Annotated in this window: 17 protein-coding genes; 4 read left to right on the top strand and 13 right to left on the bottom strand. The window is 48.2% G+C overall.

Annotated features, from left to right (window positions below; translation table 11 throughout):
- Window positions 1–80: 80 nt before the first annotated feature.
- Complete coding sequence (locus NSB28_RS11325) at window positions 81–923, top strand: AraC family transcriptional regulator (protein WP_109627385.1); 843 nt, start codon at window positions 81–83, stop codon at window positions 921–923.
- On the opposite strand, the gene NSB28_RS11330 is transcribed toward NSB28_RS11325, so the two are convergent.
- From NSB28_RS11330 to NSB28_RS11385, 12 genes are all read right to left on the bottom strand, one after another.
- The gene (locus tag NSB28_RS11330; RefSeq protein WP_109627387.1) at window positions 902–2,188 is read right to left on the bottom strand and encodes an MATE family efflux transporter; all 1,287 of its coding nucleotides are present in this window, start codon (window positions 2,186–2,188) and stop codon (window positions 902–904) included. The genes NSB28_RS11325 and NSB28_RS11330 overlap by 22 nt on opposite strands.
- Window positions 2,185–2,634, bottom strand: a complete 450-nt coding sequence (locus NSB28_RS11335; protein ID WP_109627389.1) for a MarR family winged helix-turn-helix transcriptional regulator — start codon at window positions 2,632–2,634, stop codon at window positions 2,185–2,187. The genes NSB28_RS11330 and NSB28_RS11335 overlap by 4 nt, the downstream gene beginning before the upstream one ends.
- 239 nt (window positions 2,635–2,873) lie before the next feature.
- Window positions 2,874–5,696, bottom strand: a complete 2,823-nt coding sequence (locus NSB28_RS11340; protein WP_257497735.1) for a penicillin-binding transpeptidase domain-containing protein — start codon at window positions 5,694–5,696, stop codon at window positions 2,874–2,876.
- A 196-nt stretch (window positions 5,697–5,892) separates the two neighbouring features.
- The gene (locus tag NSB28_RS11345) at window positions 5,893–6,918 is read right to left on the bottom strand and encodes a zinc-dependent alcohol dehydrogenase (RefSeq protein ID WP_109627393.1); all 1,026 of its coding nucleotides are present in this window, start codon (window positions 6,916–6,918) and stop codon (window positions 5,893–5,895) included.
- A gap of 186 nt (window positions 6,919–7,104) precedes the next feature.
- Window positions 7,105–8,541 (bottom strand): L,D-transpeptidase family protein, encoded by a 1,437-nt coding sequence (locus tag NSB28_RS11350; RefSeq protein ID WP_109627394.1) that lies wholly within the window; start codon window positions 8,539–8,541, stop codon window positions 7,105–7,107.
- Between the two features lie 134 nt (window positions 8,542–8,675).
- Complete coding sequence (locus tag NSB28_RS11355; RefSeq protein WP_109627395.1) at window positions 8,676–10,022, bottom strand: MATE family efflux transporter; 1,347 nt, start codon at window positions 10,020–10,022, stop codon at window positions 8,676–8,678.
- The gene (aspS, locus tag NSB28_RS11360) at window positions 10,001–11,800 is read right to left on the bottom strand and encodes an aspartate--tRNA ligase (protein WP_109627396.1); all 1,800 of its coding nucleotides are present in this window, start codon (window positions 11,798–11,800) and stop codon (window positions 10,001–10,003) included. Before aspS ends, NSB28_RS11355 begins: the two co-directional genes overlap by 22 nt.
- Before the next feature lie 274 nt (window positions 11,801–12,074).
- Entirely contained in the window at window positions 12,075–12,947 is an 873-nt protein-coding gene (locus NSB28_RS11365) for a damage-control phosphatase ARMT1 family protein (protein WP_109627397.1), read from the bottom strand.
- A 97-nt stretch (window positions 12,948–13,044) separates the two neighbouring features.
- Entirely contained in the window at window positions 13,045–13,713 is a 669-nt protein-coding gene (locus NSB28_RS11370; RefSeq protein WP_109627398.1) for a C39 family peptidase, read from the bottom strand.
- Window positions 13,714–13,966: 253 nt separating this feature from the next.
- On the bottom strand, window positions 13,967–14,563 hold the full coding sequence (locus NSB28_RS11375) for an ATP-dependent Clp protease proteolytic subunit (RefSeq protein WP_109627399.1): 597 nt from the start codon (window positions 14,561–14,563) through the stop codon (window positions 13,967–13,969).
- A complete protein-coding gene (locus NSB28_RS11380) occupies window positions 14,560–14,976 on the bottom strand; it encodes a helix-turn-helix domain-containing protein (RefSeq protein ID WP_109627400.1) in 417 nt (138 codons plus the stop codon). Before NSB28_RS11380 ends, NSB28_RS11375 begins: the two co-directional genes overlap by 4 nt.
- An 88-nt stretch (window positions 14,977–15,064) precedes the next feature.
- Entirely contained in the window at window positions 15,065–16,636 is a 1,572-nt protein-coding gene (locus tag NSB28_RS11385) for an alpha-L-rhamnosidase-related protein (protein WP_109627401.1), read from the bottom strand.
- Between the two features lie 182 nt (window positions 16,637–16,818).
- Here NSB28_RS11385 and NSB28_RS11390 point away from each other — a divergent pair, with 182 nt between their 5' ends.
- On the top strand, window positions 16,819–17,877 hold the full coding sequence (locus NSB28_RS11390; protein ID WP_109627402.1) for a helix-turn-helix domain-containing protein: 1,059 nt from the start codon (window positions 16,819–16,821) through the stop codon (window positions 17,875–17,877).
- Between the two features lie 31 nt (window positions 17,878–17,908).
- On the opposite strand, the gene NSB28_RS11395 is transcribed toward NSB28_RS11390, so the two are convergent.
- Window positions 17,909–20,713, bottom strand: coding sequence for an alpha-L-rhamnosidase (locus NSB28_RS11395; protein WP_109627403.1), 2,805 nt, complete (start codon window positions 20,711–20,713; stop codon window positions 17,909–17,911).
- 188 nt (window positions 20,714–20,901) lie between these two features.
- Here NSB28_RS11395 and NSB28_RS11400 point away from each other — a divergent pair, with 188 nt between their 5' ends.
- A complete protein-coding gene (locus NSB28_RS11400; protein WP_109627404.1) occupies window positions 20,902–21,105 on the top strand; it encodes a hypothetical protein in 204 nt (67 codons plus the stop codon).
- 79 nt (window positions 21,106–21,184) lie between these two features.
- On the top strand, window positions 21,185–21,673 hold the full coding sequence (locus tag NSB28_RS11405; protein ID WP_109627405.1) for an MGMT family protein: 489 nt from the start codon (window positions 21,185–21,187) through the stop codon (window positions 21,671–21,673).
- Window positions 21,674–22,072 lie beyond the last annotated feature (399 nt).

The following is a 22,072-nucleotide window of genomic DNA, read 5'->3' on the forward strand; positions in this document are numbered from 1 at the left end:
GCTTATATCAGACACCAGGAAGACGCCCCGGCAAATAACATAATGATGACAACACATAAGAATGACGAAAGGATGAGACAATGCCCAAATATACACATGAAGTCGTCGCAGAAACTGAATACCTGCCGGCAAGATTCAATCTCGTAAAGTGCTCCACAAATACGATCCCTGCCCACTGGCATGAGTATCTGGAAATCCTGTACCTCATAAGCGGTGAGCTTACAGCTGTTGTGCAGGCGGAGACATATAATATGGCACCGGGCGATATCATCGTCATTAATTCCAAAGATCTGCATATGACGCAGACATATGGGTTCACTACCTACATATTGCTGCAGATATCTGTGGAACAGATAAAGCAGTACCTGCCCAGGTTTGAATTTCTTCATTTCCAGACACTGATATCCCCCGGCCCGGAGAAACCTGATGAGGTTTTCTTCTATATACAGGAGATGCTGAAAATATACCAGGCTCAGGAGGACGGATACCAGCTGCTTTTCACCTCCAGGCTGTATGAGCTGATCTACTATCTCTATAAGGATTACTCCAGCCGCTCCATCCCCCAGGAATCCGGCTTTGCCAGCCGGGACCTGTACAGGATCACACGTGCAATGGAATGGGTCCGACAGCATTTTCAGGATTCCCTGTCTCTGGATGATGCGGCTGATTTTCTGGGACTCAGCAGAGAATATTTCTGCAGGATGTTCAAAAAATATACAGGCCAGACATTCCTTGAATATCTGAATGCAGTCCGTACCATGCATCTGTATGAGGATCTGAAGAGGACTGATGACAGTGTCACCCTCCTCATGGAAAAAAACGGAATCACCAATTATAAGGTTTTCATGAGGACGTTTAAAAGGCTGTACGGTGATACTCCTCAGCGGGTTCGCAAAGCGGCTCAGGAAGCCGGCAGTCTCTGAATGATCACGCCGCATGCCGCGGTCAGAAACTGTGATACCGGCACTGCAGCCCACACTCCTTCCAGCCCCATAAATTCCGGAAGAAGCAAAAGCGCTGCAAACAGCATAACAGGCTCGCCGTATATCAGGATAAACGCCCTTACATTTTTTTCCGTGGCATAGCAGCAGGCTGTAGTTATCCTCAGGTATGCTATAAACATGAATCCTGCCAGAAAGAACGGCAGTACCTCCGCCGACATCTTACTGACCTCCGCAGATGCCCCAAATACAGGGGCTATCAGATTCCTTGCAGCATAAAGACCCGCTATGCAGGCTGCTGCCAGAAGAAAAGCGCTGATATATGCCATTCTTCCAACTGACCTGACACTCTCTGCCCTCCCCCTTCCGTAATACCTGCTTACAAGAGGCTGGCTCCCGTCCCCTACTCCCTGCAGGAGCAGAAGCACTATTGTGGAGATATAGGCAATGACTGCATAGCAAGCCACTGCGCCCTCTCCCCCGTACATCATAGAAAACTTATTCATAAGGATCAGCACTATGTTCGGCGAAAAGGTAAGTCCAAAAGGCGACACTGCCACCTTCATGATATTTCTTGACAGCCTTCCAGGCTTTATCCCTGACTTTAATGACAGTCCGGGTCCCTTCTTCAGTACAAACACCACGCATGCCGCCACAGTAACTGTCTGGCCGATGATGGTTGCGGCCGCAGCGCCGCCCAGCCCATATCCAAATACCCACACAAAGAGATAGTCCAGAAGGATATTTGTGAGAAAGCCTGCGATCATGGCACACATGGCAAAAACAGAACCTCCCATATTCCTGATGAGAGGCACAAGACCTGTCCCGAATATCTGGAAAACTGCTCCAAGAATGATCATCCGGAGATACTCCTTTCCCATCTCCAGCAGCTGCCCTTTTGCACCAAAAGCAGACAGGATAGCTGACACAGAAGGAAAGAGGAGCAGCACAGCCGCCAGGCTTGAAACCGCCAGCAGAAGGAGGGTCCAGCTAATATATGCTCTCTGCTCTTCTCTCTTATCTTCTCCTGCATGGATGGAATACTGCACTGCCCCGCCCATTCCTATCCCCGTTCCCAGAGCCTGCAGCAGGGCTGTCACAGGATAGGCCACATTGATAGCCGCCAGCCCCGCATCCCCTATGCTGTTTCCCACAAAAAAGCCGTCCACGATAGCATATACTCCTGAAAGGGCGAAAGCCAGTACTGAGGGGATCACATATAATAAAAACTCTTTCTTTTCCCTCATTTTCTTTTTTCCTTCCCCTTTCTGAAATACTCTGCAAACAATGCTGTATTTTCTATGAGAGAGCTGCTTCTGACTTCCCCCAGCTCCTCCATCACTGAGGCCTCCAGCTCCTGAAGGGCCGGGATGATCTCCTCTGTCAGGCCCTCACCTTCTTTCGTGAGATGGATAGATTTATTCCTGTGGTCTTTTTCCATCACTTTAAAATCTATCATCCCTTTTTTCTGCAGGTCTTTTAAAATTGTATTGACCGTCTGCTTGGGCAGCACCCACTGGCGGCAGATCTCCTTCTGTGTACAGTTTTCCCTGTCTTCCCAGAGGGAGTAGAGCACCAGAAGACAGTTATATGAGATACCGTACTCCTTTGCCCACTCCTCATAGCTGACCAGCATTTCCCTCCATATATTGTAATACCGCCTGACCTGGCTCTTCATTTCTTCCCTGTTCATATTCTTATCCTCCCAGATTCCTATATTTAAGATCAAAGTTCTTCCCGGACTGTCCGTTTCTGACAATGATAAGCTGTAAATTAGTCCGAGTCCGTACTTTTTTTATTTTAATACAGGTTCTTCCGGAAAGTCAAGCAGATTTTATAATAAAAGCAGGTTTACGTTGCAGTCCAGCTTTTTAGTGTCCCGCCAGGTGTTTTCGCACGTATTTTGCATGAAAATACTTGGCGCCGCTGCTTTTAGTCTGTCCTCACCGTGGAAGCCTGGGAAGCTTTTGAGTTGAGCACAGATTCATCTCCCTCAAAGTAATACTTAAACATATCTGCCGCAGCTGCCACAGCATTCCCCGATGTATATCCGTTCGCTATCCTGACTGCTGCAGCTATCTTTGGAGCATCTGCCGGCGCATAGCCTACAAAAAGCGCATGGTCCGGCCTGATATCTGATTCCTGCGCAGTCCCGGACTTTCCCGCAGTCCTGATATTCAGCTCTCCCAGATATGAGGCCGATGATGCGAATTCCTCCATCCCCTCCTTCACCGTATCCCAGACCTCCGGGGGCAGGTCTATCCTGCTTTCGATCCTGGGAGCCTGCTGCGTGCCTGCCTCTTCGATCAGGGAAAGCTTATAGCTTGTCCCCTGATTAGCCAGTGTTGTCACATACCTGGCAAGCTGTGATGTAGAATAATTGTGGGTCCCCTGGCCGATCGCTGAGGGGATACCGTAATGGTCTGATATCTGAGGGCTGCTTTCTGTGATCTCTATCCCTGACTCTTTATCTAGGTCGAAAAGGCTGGCATACTTTTGTATGTACTCTAATGCCTGGTCATCTGAAAATTCCTCCCTGCCGGACATGCCCATTCTGTAGGATATCTCACACAGATAATCATTGCAGGAATTTTTAAGGGCATCAGCTGCCCCCGTGATGAGCCCGTGGCCTGACCAGTTCCAGCATTTCAGATGAGGTTCCACCTTGTCAAACACTCCGTCACATTCCAGAGCAGTATGATAATCAATCATGCCTTCCTGCAGCCCTTCTATGACAGTGACCGGCTTAAATGTAGAGCCCGGCGCTGTCAGCTGCTGAGTAGCCTTGTTATAGAAAGGGGCTGACTTATCATGATACAGCTTATAATAGTAATCTGTATCCATCTCATTTGCCAGCCTGCTGCTGTCGTATCCGGGGTAGCTGACGCAGGCGAGCACCTTTCCTGTATTCACATCAGTAATTACAGCGGAACCGGAGCACGGCGCCAAGGCCAGCTGCCCTGGTGTGATCTGCAGTGAAGCTATCTTTGCAATAATAAAATCATATGGGGAGATCCCGCCTGACAAGAGTCTCCCGTAATCTTCGTCTTCTTCCAGTTCCCCCTGTTCATACAGCAGTCTGCATACTTCTGAAGGCGATATCCCATCTGACAGGATCATCTGCCTGCAAACCAGCTTTCTGAAACCTTTATCATTCTCCAGTCCTTCCAGAGTCTCATCCAGGAAAAGCGCATATAATTCCCCGCCTGTGAGATACTTATCTCCCTCATCTGCCCCTCCGGCAGCAAACCATCCTTTTTCGATTCCCCGCATGAGCAGTTCCCTGATGTCAGTCTGCTTTCCCTGCTGCCATGCCCGGTAGATACCATCGCTTTTATCCAGCCTGTCTTCCTCCCATTCCAGGAAGTCATCCAGCATATATGTAAGGTATATCTGGAGTTCTTCCGGCATACTCCCGTAATCTGCCTTTTCATTTTCCAGGGCTGTACGTATCCTCCCCGCCTCCAGAGCGGTTTTTCCGGTTATGCGGGCATTCAGCTCTGTTTCCAGGGCGGACGCCCCATCCTCCCCCATCCTGTCCATATCTATCACATCATTGTCAAACAGGGCATAGTATACGTCATATACAGGGATCTTGATATCTGAAGCATCAGCCACAGATGTCACATCAAAACTCCTGGCATCTATAATATTCTGTATCAGGATACCGGCTATCCTCTGCTCCAGTATCTGATAGACTGCCTCCTGTAGCTCTTTGTCGATACTCAGTGTGACATCGCCGCCCGGACTTTCCTCCCTGATGATTTCCCCCTCCTGCAGCACCTTTCCCGTATTATTTACATAGACTTCTTTTATTCCGTCCCGCCCCTGCAGCCACTCATCCATATAATACTCAATGCCAGTCTTTCCCACTATGTCATCTGCAGCCGGGTCTTCCCCCCTCTTTCGGGTGCTCTCCATCTCCTCCGCCGAGATCACTCCCGTATATCCCAGGATATGGCCAAAGGCATCCCCTCCATTGTAGACCCGCATCCATTCTTCTGACACATCTATTCCCTGCAGGACCGCCTTGTTCTCCATGACGGCTGCAGCTGTTTTTTCCGATATCTCCCTGGCTATGGTCACCGGCAGATATTTCCGGTAAGAATTTAATGAGAGCATATACCGGACTCCAATAACAGCCAGCTCTTCCTCCTCAGTCATCTTACCGGGCAGTCCGTATTCTGCGTATTCTTTGTCAGTATATGGCCTGCCGCCCTCACTGTAAAGCGAATACATATCCTCACTTTTCAGGTACTTGATCATCTCATCAGCATCCATATCCGCCTCTTGGGAGGTCATATCTTCTATATACGCTTTACCATATATATCAGCTTTAAATCTTGCCAGCGCCGTACCTTCAGCCAGGTATCTGTAACCGCCGTCCTGCCCCGGCTCTATCTTCAGTTCATTGATCAGCTCTTCCCCCTGCTCCTTAAGCAGCTTCATGACACGGTAGATCGTCCCATTCAGAGTAAGCTGCCTCTCCCTGTCAGTCTCGTAAGTACCGTTGTCCTCAATCGTAATTGTACTGACCAGCCTGTTGCCTGCCAGCAATTCTCCGCTGCAGTCATAGATGTTTCCCCTGACGGCCTTCTCTGTCAAGGTCTTCTTTATCCTCAGTTCAAAATTTTCTTCATAGCTTTTTCCCTCTATGATCTGCAGCTGATAAAGCCGGAAGATCAGAATACTTCCCATAATTGTAAAAAGTCCCGCAAGTATGGCAAGCCTTGAGATACCTTTTTTAATTTTCATCTTATCGCCCCTTGTCATGTCTTTATTCTATTACATTTGTAAGATTTTAACTTTGTCAAAAGCCATGCCCGAAAGCAGGCATGGCTTTTATCCTACATCTGTAATAGTTATTATCTTACACTTGTAATCTTATTTTGTCAATATGTATAGACAGATATGACAAGGAATACACGGATACGTATATCTGCTCCTTCCTCTACTCCTGCACATTAATGAGAACTTTCATTGTTGTTTCCCTGTTTTCATCAATATATTCATAAGCCTTCTGGTAATCCTTGAATGCAAAGCTTCTGGATATTAACGGACTCAGATGTACCTTTTTCTCCTGCACAAGCCGGATCGCATCCAGATAATCCTCATGGCGGTACATCATGGTGCTCTTGATATCCAGCTCATGGTCGTTAGCCACCGCCAGATCTATCTGCGCCATACCTGCAAATACCGCCACCAGCACAATGATGCTGCCCTTCCTGGCATACTTGATCGCCTGCCCCATGGTGGTATTATTTCCCGCACAGTCATATATCACATCTGCCTTATCCGGTCCGAAGGTTTCCAGCATAGCTTCGCCAAAGTCTTTGTCCCTTGTATTTACACACACATGGATTCCACACTCTTCTGCTTTTTTAAGTCTGAGGTCACTGATATCTGTTATCATGACTTTTTCAGCTCCCATGCCCTTCGCTGTCTGTGCCACAAGGTTTCCAATGGGCCCTGCTCCCAGAACGGCGATCTTCATTCCCCTCACGTCTCCTACCTGCTTCACCCCATGCACGGCCACGGCCAGAGGTTCGATCATAGCCCCCTCATCATAAGACATCTCCTGGGGTATGGGAGTCACCTTTGAGGCATCTGCGGCAAAGTATTCTGAGGCCGTTCCAGTTGTCTGAAACCCCATCACCTTCAGTTCTTCACAGAGATTGTATTTGCCGTGGCGGCACGGATAGCACTCACCGCAGTATACCTGAGGTTCTATTGTGACCTTCTGCCCCACATAGAGATCCCTGACTTTCTCTCCCAGCTTTACTATCTCCCCTGATACCTCATGTCCCTGTGTCACAGGATACGATGTGAAGGGGTGCTCCCCGTGGTACACATGGATATCGGATCCGCAGATCCCTATTTTCATTATCTTCACCAATACCTGGTTCTCCCCGGGCTGCGGTATCTCCACTTCCTGAAATTCAATTTTACCAGGCTTCACCATAATTTCCTGCAGCATATAAAATCCCTCCTGTTTTAGTATATTTCTTTTATAAAATATTTTATTAAAGTATATACTATATATTATCATTTTGACACAGATTGTCAATAGGAAAATGGTTGTAACTATTGGTAAAAAAATACTGCTCCCGGCGGTCAAAACTTACTCCGCCGGGAACAGCATAAAAACTCTTCCTGTTTATCCTTAATACACAATTACCGCTGTTCCCACAGATACGATGTTGAATATCTGCTCCACAGCATCATAAGGCGTATTAACACATCCGTGGGAACCGTTTGACTGGTATACAGTCCCTCCGAATTCACTTCTTTCCAGATCGTGGATCCCCACATCGTTGGGGGAATCGAAAGGCAGCCAGAATTTTACAGGCGCTCTGTAGTCTTCACCTACAAGGAAGGTGTCTGTGATCTTGGCATCGATTGCCCAGCAGCCTCCCTGGGGCGTAGCATGTCCGGTATTCGGATTGCCTGTCACCACAGGTGTCTCCACCACTACTTTGTAGTCCTGATAACACCACATTTTCTGCTCTTCTATGCTGATCTCCACATATGTGCCGCCTATATCATCTATGCCAAGCCTCATGGCTTCATACAGCCACACAGGCTCGATCTGCCCTGTCTGACCCGCATTGACAGCCTCTATCAGACCCATGGCTGTTTCTTCCTGGTTCATCACCCAGCCGTAGTCACCTCTGTATTCGCCTTTATAGACTCCGGTATTCTCACCATTGTTGAGCTTGATCGTCCTTCCGTCATGAGTGGTGAATTCCCGCTCCATGGCATATGTATCATATTTTTCTGCAAGGGCCGCCACATAATTATAGACGGATGTGTCGTTCAGGCGGTAGATATCCCCGTCCTCCACAAGCCACTCTTTTATCATGTCCCTGCCTATGATCTCTATGCGCTCATCGCCGAAATCATAATAGACATTTGCAGATGTCAGCCTGTTTAAGCTCTCCACCTGGCTGTTCAGCCTGGCGTCATCCCTGTAAACCTCCGGCTTGATATAACACTCCAGAGCAGCCAGGTCAATCTCTGTTTTCCCGGCATCCACGGCCTCCTTCACGGCCTTCATAACCTTTTCCTTGTCCAGGGTGTTTCCTTCTACTTCCGGAACGATCCTGTAGCCTGTGACATCCTCCTGGATATATGCATCCTCCGGTGCGGTCACAAGTGCCGGTTTGAAACAATCCAGCCCGTCCACACTGGCTTTTAGAAGATTCTCATCATATACAGCCCCGGCAGTCATCTCATATCTTTCGTTTGAGAATAATGCTTCAAACCAGAGCCACTGGTTCTGACTGTCTATCAGTTCTTCCACCTTATGGTCATCCGCGTACTCTCTGCCCATATCCTTAGATGTGATGACCTCTTCCTGGCCGTCCAGTTTTTTGATCGTCAGCTGATATGACGTGATGGAAGCCTGTATATCCTTTTTCACTTCCTCAGGCGTCATGCCTGATACATCCATTCCATTCAGGTTGGATTCCGGTAAAAACCTGTTGGTATAATGATTTACCATGACAAGATAAGCCGCCGCTATGATCAACAGAATGCTCCCCAGCACAATGTATGCGGCTAAGCCGGATCTTCGCTTTCTACTCTTCTTTTGCTGCATTACTTACGTCCCCTCTCCTTATTAATGTTCCTTCTAACTTATGTTTCCTATTATGCAGCCAAACGGCATCTTTGTAAACCATATTATTATAAATTCTGCTAAAAAACGAGATAATCTATTACTTTTCACGATTATCAGACTCTCCCCTTTTCTCTGCCCATCCTTCTGTAATATGCAGTCACCAGGATGGCAGCCGCCCCGATCCAGGCCAGGATCTCCGCATAGTAGATCCCCTCCTGTCCCATCACCCTGGGCAGCAGAAGGGCGGCCAGCACCCTCATCACAAATTCCGCTATCCCTGACACCATAGGGGTGACAGTATCTCCCAGGCCCTGAAGTGCGCAGCGGTATGCATGAAGCGCATAGAGCACTGCCAGGAAAATACTCATAATGGTCAGATAATGGAACGCTATGTACAGCACCTCATCCGCCTGCCCTGCATCCGCAGATATGAAGAGGGACAAAATCTGCCTTCCAAAGAGCAGCATGATGGCGGAGACTACTACTGATGTCAGCAGAGCCATGGCAGCGCCGCTTCTCATGCCCTTTCTGATCCTCCCGTAGTTTCCGGCCCCCATATTCTGCGCCACGAAAGTGGTAATAGAAAAGCCAAAAGAAATAGCGGCAGTTTCCAACAGTCCATATAGCTTGTTCGTAGCTGTAAATCCTGCCACAAACAGGAATCCAAACCCGTTAATGACAGACTGCACCACCATGCCTCCCACACTGATGACAGTATTCTGGAACATCACCGGAATCCCCAGCCCCAGCAGCTGCCGGCACAGGCTTCTGCCAAGCCTGAAGTCTTCCCTGCCCGGCCTGACTATACTGATCTTCCTGATGACAGCAAGGCAGTAAAGCAGAGACACACACTGGGCTATTATGGTTGCAGCTGCAGCTCCCGGTATCCCCCAGTGAAATACCATTACAAAAAGCAGGTCCAGCGCAATATTTGTACATGCTGCCACTACCATTGCAATAAGCGGAGATTTGCTGTCCCCCAGGGCCCGGAGCAGCGCTGCTTCCAGGTTATAAAACAGTACAACGGGAATCCCGCCGAACATGATCCTCAGATATATGCTGGCTCCTCCGTAGATATCCTGCGGTGTTTTTAAGAGGTTCAGTATACCTGTCAGCAGTATCTCTCCTGCGGCTGTGAGCAGAACTGCCGCAGCCAGTGTCAGCACAATAGAGTTTCCAATGGACTTCTTCAGAGCCTCCTCATTCCTGGCGCCGTAGAACTGGGCAAACAAGATAGAAAATCCCTGTGTCAGCCCCGTGGCGATCCCCTGAAAAAGCCAGTTGAGCCAGTCTGCAGCTCCCAGGGATGCAAGCGCCTGCACGCCCACGCCCTGCCCCACGATTATCGTATCCACCATGGTATACAGCTGCTGGAACAGATTTCCCAGCATCAGCGGTATAGCAAAGAAAAACAGCAGCCTCGCCGGGCTCCCTTTTGTCATATCTCTGGTATTTTCCATTCTTTCCTCCTGACAGCCATATCCCGCGGGACAATGTGTACCGCCTCAAGCTGCTCTTCACTTACCTCCCCCGGCGCCTGGCACATAAGGTCCTGCGCCCTGCTGTTCATTGGAAATGGTATGATCTCGCGTATATTCTCCTCCCCGCAGAGCAGCATGACCATCCTGTCAACACCGGGAGCTATGCCTGCATGAGGCGGGGCGCCGTAGCAGAAAGCGCTGTACATAGCCGGGAACCTGGCTTTGACATCTTCCTCCCCCATCCCGGCCAGTTCAAATGCTTTTACCATAATATCCGGATCGTGGTTCCTCACCGCGCCGGAAGAGAGCTCGGTCCCATTGCAGACCAGGTCATACTGGTATGCACAGATCTCAAGCGGTTCCTTATAAAGCAGGGCCTCCATGCCTCCCTGGGGCATGGAAAACGGATTGTGGCAGAATACCAGCTTTCCTGTCTCCTCGCTTATCTCATACATGGGAAAATCCACGATCCAGCAGAATTCATATTTATCCCTGTCAATACAGGAATCCAGCTTTGTGCCGAATATCTTTCTAATAACGCCCGCCGTCTTCTGAACCTCTAAAAGCTTATCTCCCGCTGCCATGCACACCAGGTCACCAGGTTCTAATGACAGCCTGGCCCTCAGTCCGTCCTCATAGCCTGCCAGATGCTTAGATACCCCGCCTGTGAATCCTCCTGCCTCATTCACCCTGAACCAGTAGACAGGCCTGCCTGTCTGGACCTGTACCTGGGCGCATGTCTCATCAATAAATCTGCGGCTCTCCCTGAAGCCTCTTATCACAACCGCCTTAACGACCGCGCCTTCATCTCCCAGAATACTAAAGCTGCAGCCTCTGAGATCATCAGATATGTCCTCCAATACCAGACTGATCCTCAGGTCCGGCTTGTCAGAGCCGTACTTCTCCATGGCCTCCCTGTAGGGTATCCTCCTAAAAGGCGGCCTTGACACAATTTCATAGATGCCAAATTCACTGAATACAGGGGCCAGCACCTCCTCCATAATGCTGAACACATCCTCCTGGGAAGCAAATGCCATCTCCATGTCCAGCTGATAGAATTCTCCCGGAGACCTGTCCGCCCTGGCATCCTCATCCCTGAAACAGGGAGCTATCTGAAAGTACCTGTCAAAGCCGGATGCCATCAAAAGCTGCTTAAACTGCTGGGGAGCCTGGGGCAGGGCATAGAATTTACCCGGAAAATTTCTGGAGGGCACAAGATAATCTCTGGCCCCTTCCGGGGATGAGGCTGTCAGTATGGGTGTTGTGATCTCCATAAAGCCAAGGCCTGTCATTCTTTCCCGGAGCCTTGATGTGACCTTTGAGCGCAGGATAATATTTTCTTTTACCCGGGGATTGCGCAGGTCCAGGTATCTGTATTTCAGCCTGGCATTTTCATCCGCCTCCTTTGAATGTCTGATCTCAAAGGGAAGCTCATTATACCTGCAGTGCCCCAAAAGCTCTATCTTTTCAGGCACCACCTCGATCTCACCTGTGGGAATCTCCCTGTTCTTATTAGAGCGCTCCCGCACCGTCCCGGTGACAGAGATGGTTGATTCACAGTTGATCTCTTCTGCCGTCCGCATCATTTCCTCTGTCTCGATCACGACCTGGGTGACCCCATAAAAATCCCTGATTATAAGAAATCCCAGATTTCTGCTGACTTTGCGCAGATTCTCATACCATCCCGCCAGAGTAACTGTGTGGCCAATATTTTCTTTACGTAATTCTCCGCATGTGTGTGTCCTTGACTGCATCATATCATTCCTCCTGTCTTCTTAAAAGCGGCTGTCCAGTGCCTTCGCAGCTATATATAACAAAAAAAGACCACAAAGGTAAAAAATTCACCAATGTGGCCTTCTCTTATCCATTCCACACAGGCACAGCAATATAAGCGCCTGCACCTATGTCTGAATCAAACACAGCTACAAGCGCCAGATATCGTCGTCCCTATGAAGCTTCGCAAACTTCAGTCTGTACATAATACCGGCCCGCCTTTCATTTGTGACAGTCTAGCACATCTTAACCCTGCTGTCAACCCGCGGACATGTTTGACATACAGATCAGCGCTTTCTCCTCCACACCAATATCTTCGGCTATAGCCCGGCATTTTGCCATAAGGAGAAAATAGATTTTCTTTTCCCTGTACTCACTCAGGCATTCGTAATTAGCCTGCCCCTTTGCCAGTATTACATCTGCTTCCCCGAAGATCCTGTTAAACTCCCCGCTGGTGCGTTCCAGAACTGTGCCCACAGAGCTGTCACCATTGCTGATGATCCTGGCATACTCATCCATACCGACAAAATAGGCATCCTCCTCAATAGAATCATTGAGCACAGGCTTGCCTCTCACTCCGAAATAAATCTTTATCTCAGGATTCTGCTTCTTGATATATTTTATAAAGAGCTTGTCAAGACATATCTCCCCGCAGTTGTCCCCCAGGTACAGCAGACTTGACGCCTTACTTATATCCTCCCTCAGCCCGGCAGCCTGGCTGATCTTGAACTCCAGCCCGTCTGAGGCGTCGAAGAGGCTCATGACATCATCCATAGTGATATCATGCATGGGTCCAAAATCTATGATATTACCTAAGACGGCATATTTCATGGCCTGCATGAACTGGTCCTCTGCCCTGTTTATCCGCTCTTCAAACTGTCCGCTCACCCCCAGCAGCAGCTCATTATAGAAACGGCGTATCTCTTTATAGGGATCTTCATTTCCAATATGCTTTTTCAGCATATCAAAGATTTCTCCCATATTCTCCGGGATCGTTTTTTCAAAATCCATAGTGCTCAGATATGCAAACGCATGGCGGTACAGCTTCTCCCTCTCCTTCGCATCTGTTATATCCGCTACCTTGATCACCTGGTTCACCACACAGGGCAGACATCCGTCCTTCATTTTCATATGCTTTACCTCAGCTTTCCTATCCGGAAATCAAAAAACCCGGGAGCATGTCATCCTGCCGGCCCGGGTATCCTGATTCAATTTTTTAGCATCACTGTCACATTAATACAACAGCATATTTTCCTGTATCATTGTACAATCTTTCAAAGTCATCCATATACCGCTCCACGATTCCTTCCAGAGGGTCATTCACGGTAACTGTGCCGCTCTCTATATCATATCCTGAAATAACAACACAGTGCTCCAGGCCGTACCAGAAATACTGCTTTCCCTGTATCTCGAAATATTCATCCGTATATTCCGGATCCAGCATATACATTGTGGTCCACACAAGTACCGGCCTGTTCGCAGCCACATACTGGAACAGAGTCTCCATAGACTGCCCTGACACATCTACAGCTGTTTTTGTGGAATTCTGTTCTTTCAGGTAGGCATTTGCAGTCTCCACGATCGTCGGCGGGAAACATCCTGCACCTTCCGCGGATTTAGGGTCCCCCACATATCCGCCGGAAAAATCCCCATCCTCACTGTAGACCAGATAGTCATCCGCTATCGTTGTCTTATCAAGCTCAAACCCTTCATACATCAATGCCATTGTAAGCGCCACTGACTCACATCCGGTAGGCAGCTCAGGCATCTGAAACACCTCCGGTATGTCCAGCTGGGCGGAGGCGGGCAGCTCAAGCATCGTATCTCCGCAGCCTGTAATGCCAAGCGCTGCTGCCAGCAGCACGGCAATCCCGGCAGTTCTTTTTAAATATACCATATATTTATCCCCTTGGTTCAGTCAATATCCCGGATCCAGCCCTGCATACCGGGTGATATTGATCACTTTTCACATGTCACCAGTTAGATCAGAACACCTGCAGTTCAAGTGCCCTATGGCCATATTTAATCATAAACTTCTCAATCTGTCAAGGAGATAGCACCTCTTTAGAGAAACCTGAAAACAGCCTGAAAGCCCGCCTTACTATTCACCTTGTAACCAGTACATACACTCATCCCAGCCCTGCTGCTCTTTAATTTTGGCGCGGAGCCAGCACTTTATCGATCAGCCCATATTCCAGCGCTTCCGCCGCACTCATATAATTATCCCTCTCTGTATCTCTGGCGATCTCCTCTGCAGTCCGTCCTGTATTTTCAGCCAGGATACGGTTCAGCCTTTCCCTGTTTTTTAAGATATGTTCTGAGGCGATCATGATATCAGTCGCCTGCCCCTGAATGCCGTTTCCTCCCACAAGGGGCTGATGTATCACGATCTCTGCATTGGGGAGCGCCATACGCCTGCCCTTTGCTCCGCCTGCCAGAAGGAACGCCCCAAAGCTGGCCGCCATCCCCAGGCATATGGTTGACACATCGCACCTGATATGCTGCATTGTGTCATATATGGCAAACCCTGCGCTGATGGACCCTCCCGGGCTGTTGATATAGAACTGTATCTCCTTTCCCGGGTCCTCCGCCTCCAGAAACAGCATCTGCGCTATGATCAGGCTGGCTGAGGCATCGCTGACCTCTTCTCCCAAAAATACGATCCTGTCAGACAAAAGCCTGGAAAATATATCGTAACTCCGCTCCCCCTGGCCTGTCCTCTGGATCACATATGGCACTATGCTCATGCCGCCATACCTCCTCTCATGCAGCCGGTAAATCCGCTGCTTCCTCCTGCTCTTTCAAGCCTGCCAAATCTCTCAATGATCTGTACTGCACATCCTGCATGCATCTTCCTGTAAGCCATGGGGCTGCACATATATACGCTGCCAAAGGCCTGAGTGAACGCCTGCTGTGAACCATAATGCGCCTCATACGCTATATCAACAATGGGCATATCTGTCTCTGAAAGCTTCCTGGCTGCCTCTGACAGGCGCCTTGTCTGGATATACTTATAGATGCTGGTCCCCGTCTCCTGTGAAAACAGACGGTTTATATGATATTTTGTATAGCACAGTTTCCCTGCGATCCTGTCAAGTGAAAGTTCTTCATCCAGATTGTCTTCTATATACTCAAGGATATCTTTTACAATTTTGTTCAAGCTGCTGCCTCCCGGTGTTTATTTTGTTATCGTTATTATAGCACTGATTTTCCGAAAGGTCTTAATAAAAAGAAACATTCATACCTGATCAGCTGAGAAAATATTTTCTGAGCAGGTATGTAGGCGTGCAGCTCCATGCATGGCAGTAGCTGTTCACGATACTGGAGCCATAAGGTGATTCCGCCGGATTTTCAGGATTATACAGCTCCCAGAAAGTATCTGCCCCCAGCCGTATCATTCCTCCCCAGTAGTATTTCATATATTCCAGTGCCTCTTCCTTCATGCCGCACTGGATCATCGCTTCTGTAAAATGATGGTTCATGTACGGGGAAACCATTCCTTTTTCAGGCTTCCGGCGTTCCAGCTCTTTTAATACAGCCCTGCCTTTCTCCTGATCCACCACTTCCGCCAGTATCATCCACACCTGGCTGGCATAGGAGATCTGCCTGCTGCTTCCGCTTGTAAACAGCCCTGTATTTTCATCCCACAGATATTCCAAAGATGCCCTTACCTTATCACCGATCTCCTTTTCCAGCTCCTTCACTTTATCCAACTCTTCTAATATGCCCGCGATCTTTGCCGCCCTCCTGGCACAATAAATGTAGACTGCCTGGGCAGCTGCCTGCTTGTCAAGCCCTTCTGTCCAGTCGATAAAGCACCAGAATCCCTCAGCGCAGACCATCAGGTTATTCTCGTCAAACATCCCCTTTAGCAGCTCTATCTGCCTGTATGCACAGGGCCACAGCTCCTTAAGTGTCTCCTTATCGCCTGTCTCTTCATAATAATCCAGGAGGATAGGGGCAAAGAAAAGTGAATAATCAAACAGGAAAGTATCATCCACGATATATTCCGGCTCAATGAACAGACAGGCTCCCACCCTGCCGTCATCCCTTGTCAGGCCTGCAAACAGGTAAAGGCAGCGCTTTACAAGGTCATAATTTTTGAAAGTCTCATAATTTGCAAGGGCCTGCAGCCTCAAGTCGCCGATCCAGAGCCTGCGGTCACGTTTAGGCCCATCCTCAAATACAGACTGCATACAGTTCTGAAGGGTTCTCAGGCTCACCTGGTCCATACGCCGCAGTAACTCATCCTCAGTATTGACAGGCAAAACGCTCTCCATATCCACTGCTGATACGCTCCTGCATGACACCTCCTCAACCACCAGCTGCCATTTCGGGCTTGTGTCAATGGCCAGTATCTCCAGGTATCTGAACGCGTATCTCCTTGGCAGGACAACAACCGCCGGAAGCACATCCACGTGGATAAATTCCTCCTGTATCCAGCCTCTGCTGATCCAGCCGTCATATTCTTCCGAGACCTCTGTCATCTCCTTTGCTATCTCCCCGAATTTCAGCCTGAAATACGCCGGTGAATCCTGGGGGCTGCCTGTTGAAGCCAGCTTCAAAGTCACATATCCTACCTGGTGGTCACCAAAATCCATGCAGATGCTGTCTCCCTTTTTCATATGATGATCCGGCAGATCTTCCGGGGTGCCAGTCACAGATACATCCGGATATGTCTTCCCGTTTTTCTCAATCTTTACAATATGTGACGGATAGACTGTCTTTTCCAGAAGTACAGGCTCACAGTCACGCGCCTTTTTAACGAATTCCTCATTTGTAACTCTCACCATATTGATATCACTGCTTACAGCTGCCATAAAAACCTCCCGTTAAAATTAATTTTCTTAATTAAATTATCAGATACTCTGTCATAACTATTTTACCTCTTTTTCCGGCATATCCAATTGAGGCTTTTAAGAGATTTAACTGATATTTTTTCAGATATCACAGCAAAATTCCCTCCTCCATGATATAATAAATCCCAGAGAGGAGACTTTAAATGGAGATCAGGAAAGAAAATTTTTATGAATATATTACTGCATATGAGGAAGATGAGCTCTTTTACAGGGACCTCTATATACAGGAGCATACACATCCGGAGACCTTCCCTCAATACATAGCCTCACTTGACAGAAATTATATACGCGACCGCAAGCTGTTCGTTCCCGCTCTGGGCAATCCTGAGTGGATCCCATACCTGGATGAGGCAGCCACATTTTTAAATATTCCCGGCAATATCCTGCTGTCCAAACATTACAGGTATACTCCGGGCTATACTCATGAGCATGAATTTTTTGAAATATTATGTATCTATGAGGGGGAAGTCCGTACATTAATACAGGGGATGGAGCATCACCTCAAAGCCGGGGACATCTGCATTATCCCCCCTGATACAAGCCACCGGCTTGAGATCTTTGATGACAGCATTGCCATCAACATCATTGTGCGGAGAAGTACGTTTCAATCCACCTTCTTCCAGCTGCTGGCCGCTGACAATGCCCTGTCACAGTTTTTTACCCACGTGCTGTATCGAAAGACGAAGGGGAACTACCTGATCTTTCATACAGGCTGTGATGACAGAGTGCGTTCTTCACTTGAGGACCTTTATATTGAATACCTCAGCCGCCAGAAATACAGCACTGCTTTTTTAAATACCATGCTGATGATGTTTTGGGCGCAGCTTCTGCGCTACCATGAGAATGATATCCAATGTATGCTGACTAAGGAATATGGCAGCGCATCTATCACAAGCATCCTGAATTACTTAAGCGCCAACTACCAATCCGTCACTCTTGGCGAGGCTGCCGGACATTTCGGATTTTCCGCGCCCCACTTCAGTACCCTGATCAAAGAAGGGACAGGCAGGACCTTTCTGCAGATCATCAGGGACATAAAACTGGGACAGGCCTGCCGCGCCTTAAAGGAGACACGGCTCCCCATTTCTTCTGTCTGCGAACTGGCCGGATACAAAAATCCGGAGCATTTCATGAGGACATTTAAAACCGCCTATGGCATGACACCTGGTGAATACAGAAAAGCGGGCAGGGAACGTCTATAAAGCACTCCCTGCCCGCTTTCTAATTCTTATTTTATTCTGCCTGTCTCAGCTTTGCATCTATCTCAGCCTGCTTCTCATAAGGCATCTGTGTGAACGGCCCATTTGCCAGATCCAAAAGTACAGGAGTTTCCTTCACAAACGGGATCCTTCCGTACACATCAAAGAAATCTTCCTGCAAGATCTTCCTGGCGGCCTCATTCTCCATCAGATCCTCCACCGGGCTGTATATGCTGTATATCTTTCTGTAAGGCACTGTAGGTTCATAAGTGAACTCATATTCTCCCGGAGCAAGTTCGATCTCAACATTCTTACCTGCCTGGACCTTAGCCGCCTCACTGCAGCCTTCTGCCGCTTTTACTTCAACGCTGCCTGCATCTGCATCAGGCAGTACAAGCTTAGCCTGTGTATCAAATGGAACAGTCACACAGAACTTTAATTTCTTGTCTTTCAGCTCCCAGCTTACCTTGTATGTCCCGGATGCCGTATCAAGCGTACACTTGGCCCATCCGATCACATAGTTTGGCTTAGGCGCAATGACCGCCCTCCGAAATCCAGGCTCTCCCTCTGCCGGACAGATACCGATCATATCCCTGTACATCCATTCTACGATGGAACCATATGCATAGTGGTTCAGGGAATTCATCTCCGTTCCGCTGATCTTTCCATTGGGAAGAACAGAATTCCAGCGCTCCCACACTGTAGTTGCCCCCATGATGACTTCATAGAGCCAGCCCGGGAAACCTTTCTCCATGAGCAGGTGGTATGCCAGGTCATTCATTCCATTGTCTGAAAGGGCACGGCACAGATACGGCGTCCCCACAAATCCTGTGCAGAGATGGTAATTGTTTTCTTTCAGCTTATTGAGCAGTCCCTTGCATGTCCTCTCATACGCCCCTTCAGGAGTCAGGCCCATGAACAGGGACATGACATATGCCGTCATCGTATCCACGGAGAGACGCCCTGTCTTTGTAAAGTATTCCTCCTGGAAAGCTGCCTTGATCTCTTCGGCCAGAGTCTGGTACTTCACGGCATCTTCCTCATTTCCGAGTACCTTCGCAGCCTTTGCGACTATATCAGTTGAGTAATAATAGTATGCAGATGATACAAGGAACGGATCCGTAGCTCCATACACTCCGCCCTCGACCCTGCCGTCTAAAGCCAGCCAGTCAGCATAGTGGAAGCCGCTCTGCCACAGCCTCTTTGAGCCGTACTTGTCATCCTGTTCCTTCATGTAGTCCACCCATGCCTTCATGCTGGCATACTGGCGCCTCAGTATCCCCTTCTTGCCATAGTGCAGGTATACATTCCACGGGATCACAGTTGCCGCTTCTCCCCAGGCAGTGGAGCCGTCCCCCTCAAAATTTACCAGCGGGACCACATCCGGCACGCTGCCGTTTAATTTCAGCTGCTCGCTGTACACGTCACGGCCGTACTTTGTATAGAAGGCGTATGTGTCCATGTTGTAGCAGGCTGTCCCTGAGAAGATCTGGGCATCTCCTGTCCAGCCCATCCTCTCATCCCTCTGGGGGCAGTCTGTAGGAACATCCAGGAAATTTCCCTTCTGCCCCCATTTTGCATTGAGGAACAGCCTGTTCACGAGAGGATCTCCTGTCTCGATATTACCCAGCTCTGTCATCTCTGAATGGATCACAAGGCCTGTGAAATCATCCTTATTTACTTCTCCTGTCCATCCGCTTATCTTCACATAGCGGAAACCGTAGAATGTAAAATGCGGCCTGACCTCCTCAGGCTCTCCGCTTGATATATAACTAAATTCTGCCTCTGCTTTTCTCAGATTGTCATTATAGAAGTTCCCATCCTGAAGGATCTCTCCAAACTGGAACAGCAGCTTTGTGCCCTTTGGCTGGTTATTAGTAAATGTTATCCAGCCTACCATATTCTGCCCCATATCCAGCACTGTTTCTCCTGCAGGCGTATGTATCAGCTCCACTGGTTTCAGCCGGTTATTTACTACGATGCGCGGGCTGAGCCTTGGCGTAAGCGGACCTACAAGAGGGCTGATCTCTTCAGTCTCAAATACTTCGCTCACATCCATCATTGCATTGTAATGCTCACCCGGATAGATGCCGCTGCTTTCCACTTTATTTCTTCTTGCTTTCCACTGGGTGTCTGTGCCCACTGTCATAGTGGTGCCGTCCTCAAACCAGATCACCAGATCTCCTATGCAGGCAAGCCTGTCTCCATAGTTCTCCTCTTTTTTGGAAAGACCGAATTTTCCTTTGTACCAGCCGTCACCCAGCATAAATTCTATGCGGTTTGTACCTTCTTTCACATCCAGCTCAAATGTCTGGTACTGCATCCACGCATCATAAGAGTGAAGCCCCGGCAGCAGATATTCTTCTCCCTGCTTCTCTCCATTTAAGTATAATTCATAGATTCCCAGGCCCACACCGTACATACGCGCCTTTTTCACAGGTTTATCTACGGTAAAATCCCTGTACACAGAGGCCTGGATCTGTTTATCCGCCTTCGGCGATATCCATTTTCCCACCCAGCTGTCATCTTTTGCTGTCTCAAACCAGGCTGTTTCACTTTCCCCTTCTTCCCCGTTATCTCCCCAAACCTGTACCTTCCAGAAATATCTCGTGGATGGCATCAGCTCAATGGGAAGCTCAAAATCCAGGCGGTCGATATCTTCACGGACGCCGCTGTCATAAACAACCTCCGAGAAATCTTCAGCTGCCGAGACAAGTATCCTTGCACTCTTCTGTGTCTTTGCCTCCGTCCCGCTCACTACATAAGAAAGGCTGGGCGATGTTAAGTCAAACCCCAGCGGAGAGGTGAGACGGTTTACCATAAGCTTTGAAATCTTCATTCTGCAATTCTCCTCCTGATATAAATTCTATATTCCCGCGGGCATTGACCCGGTCGTACATGTATTTTAACCTACTAATGCAAAAAAGTACATGGAAAAAACTATTTTTTGGCATGTACTTTTTTTCCTTCAAGTTCCATTGATAGCATAAAATGATTATGTTAATGTAGGGCAATGGAGGAGATTAAATGGACAAAATAAAAGAAAAAAACAATATTAATATAAACGCTGACACAAAAACTGACTGTCCCTGTAAAAGGACATCCTGTGAAAGGCATGGCAACTGCCATGCCTGCAGGGCCCACCACCGTTCTATGAAGAAACTGGTGCTCACTGCCTGCGAACGCCTGGAAGCGAAAAAGCAGAAACAGAAGCGTCCGCCAATTCTGTAAAATTCTTTAAAACTTAAAACCGTCTCATTGCATGGCTTATGATTGTGTATTATTATAAAGGCAGAGGAGGTGTACTGATATGGCAAATGAGGATAAAAAGGATTTTAACGCCATGCTGCACAGGGATACAGGGATGCCTAAGATCCAGATCGTAACTGACCAGAAGACCATCAATAAATACGGCGGTGAAAAAATGTACTTTGCCCCGCCCATCACCTATGATGAAATCATGAAGACTGTTCCCGAGGGAAAGGTCATCACCATCGGGGATATACGTGACTATCTGGCAAAAAAGAATAACGCGGATTTCACAGATCCTATCACGGCCGGGATCTTTGTCTCAATAGCAGCCTGGGCCAGTTACCAGAGAAAGGATCATGAGACTCCCTACTGGCGGACCTTAAAGGCAAACGGGGAACTGAACCCCAAATATCCGGGCGGCGTCGAAGCCCAGAAGGAAAAACTGGAGGCCGAAGGACATGTTATACTGAAAAAAGGCAGGACAAACATCAAATACTATGTTAAAGACTATAAGAATATACGTTACTGCCCACTCTGTGACCAGTAACACGCTTCGCGATGCACAGAAACGGCAAAAGCGCCGTTTCGCGCTGCAGCCCTCGGGATTTTCGTGCAAAATTCGCACGAAAACACCTCGCGGGACGGTGACGTGTGAAAAGTAACGAATATACTCTATTGTCTTTAGTTTTTTTATTTTTTGATTGACAAATCTTTTCTGTTAATCTATAATGCAGATAACTATTTTACAGGAGTGTTCATTATGACAGCAAATAACAGCTTAAATAAAAATATGTGTGCAACTACATCTGCATATTCCTTTTTTAGCTACTGGTACTTTTATTTTGTACCAGCTATTTGTGATGCACTGGAACATTTGAGAATAGTCAATAAAACTCAGTAAAAGTAGACTGAATATGGTTTGACTGACCGATGTTTGCATGTGCAG

This window comes from Murimonas intestini, from assembly GCF_024622195.1.
In the GTDB taxonomy this organism is placed as follows: domain Bacteria; phylum Bacillota; class Clostridia; order Lachnospirales; family Lachnospiraceae; genus Murimonas; species Murimonas intestini.

Coding starts and splice junctions, on each gene's coding strand:
- NSB28_RS11325 (WP_109627385.1), top strand. CDS start 81: ATGCCCAAATATACACATGAAGTCGTCGCAGAAACTGAATACCTGCCG.
- NSB28_RS11330 (WP_109627387.1), bottom strand. CDS start 2,188: ATGAGGGAAAAGAAAGAGTTTTTATTATATGTGATCCCCTCAGTACTG.
- NSB28_RS11335 (WP_109627389.1), bottom strand. CDS start 2,634: ATGAACAGGGAAGAAATGAAGAGCCAGGTCAGGCGGTATTACAATATA.
- NSB28_RS11340 (WP_257497735.1), bottom strand. CDS start 5,696: ATGAAAATTAAAAAAGGTATCTCAAGGCTTGCCATACTTGCGGGACTT.
- NSB28_RS11345 (WP_109627393.1), bottom strand. CDS start 6,918: ATGCTGCAGGAAATTATGGTGAAGCCTGGTAAAATTGAATTTCAGGAA.
- NSB28_RS11350 (WP_109627394.1), bottom strand. CDS start 8,541: ATGCAGCAAAAGAAGAGTAGAAAGCGAAGATCCGGCTTAGCCGCATAC.
- NSB28_RS11355 (WP_109627395.1), bottom strand. CDS start 10,022: ATGGAAAATACCAGAGATATGACAAAAGGGAGCCCGGCGAGGCTGCTG.
- aspS (WP_109627396.1), bottom strand. CDS start 11,800: ATGATGCAGTCAAGGACACACACATGCGGAGAATTACGTAAAGAAAAT.
- NSB28_RS11365 (WP_109627397.1), bottom strand. CDS start 12,947: ATGAAAATGAAGGACGGATGTCTGCCCTGTGTGGTGAACCAGGTGATC.
- NSB28_RS11370 (WP_109627398.1), bottom strand. CDS start 13,713: ATGGTATATTTAAAAAGAACTGCCGGGATTGCCGTGCTGCTGGCAGCA.
- NSB28_RS11375 (WP_109627399.1), bottom strand. CDS start 14,563: ATGAGCATAGTGCCATATGTGATCCAGAGGACAGGCCAGGGGGAGCGG.
- NSB28_RS11385 (WP_109627401.1), bottom strand. CDS start 16,636: ATGGCAGCTGTAAGCAGTGATATCAATATGGTGAGAGTTACAAATGAG.
- NSB28_RS11390 (WP_109627402.1), top strand. CDS start 16,819: ATGGAGATCAGGAAAGAAAATTTTTATGAATATATTACTGCATATGAG.
- NSB28_RS11395 (WP_109627403.1), bottom strand. CDS start 20,713: ATGAAGATTTCAAAGCTTATGGTAAACCGTCTCACCTCTCCGCTGGGG.
- NSB28_RS11400 (WP_109627404.1), top strand. CDS start 20,902: ATGGACAAAATAAAAGAAAAAAACAATATTAATATAAACGCTGACACA.
- NSB28_RS11405 (WP_109627405.1), top strand. CDS start 21,185: ATGGCAAATGAGGATAAAAAGGATTTTAACGCCATGCTGCACAGGGAT.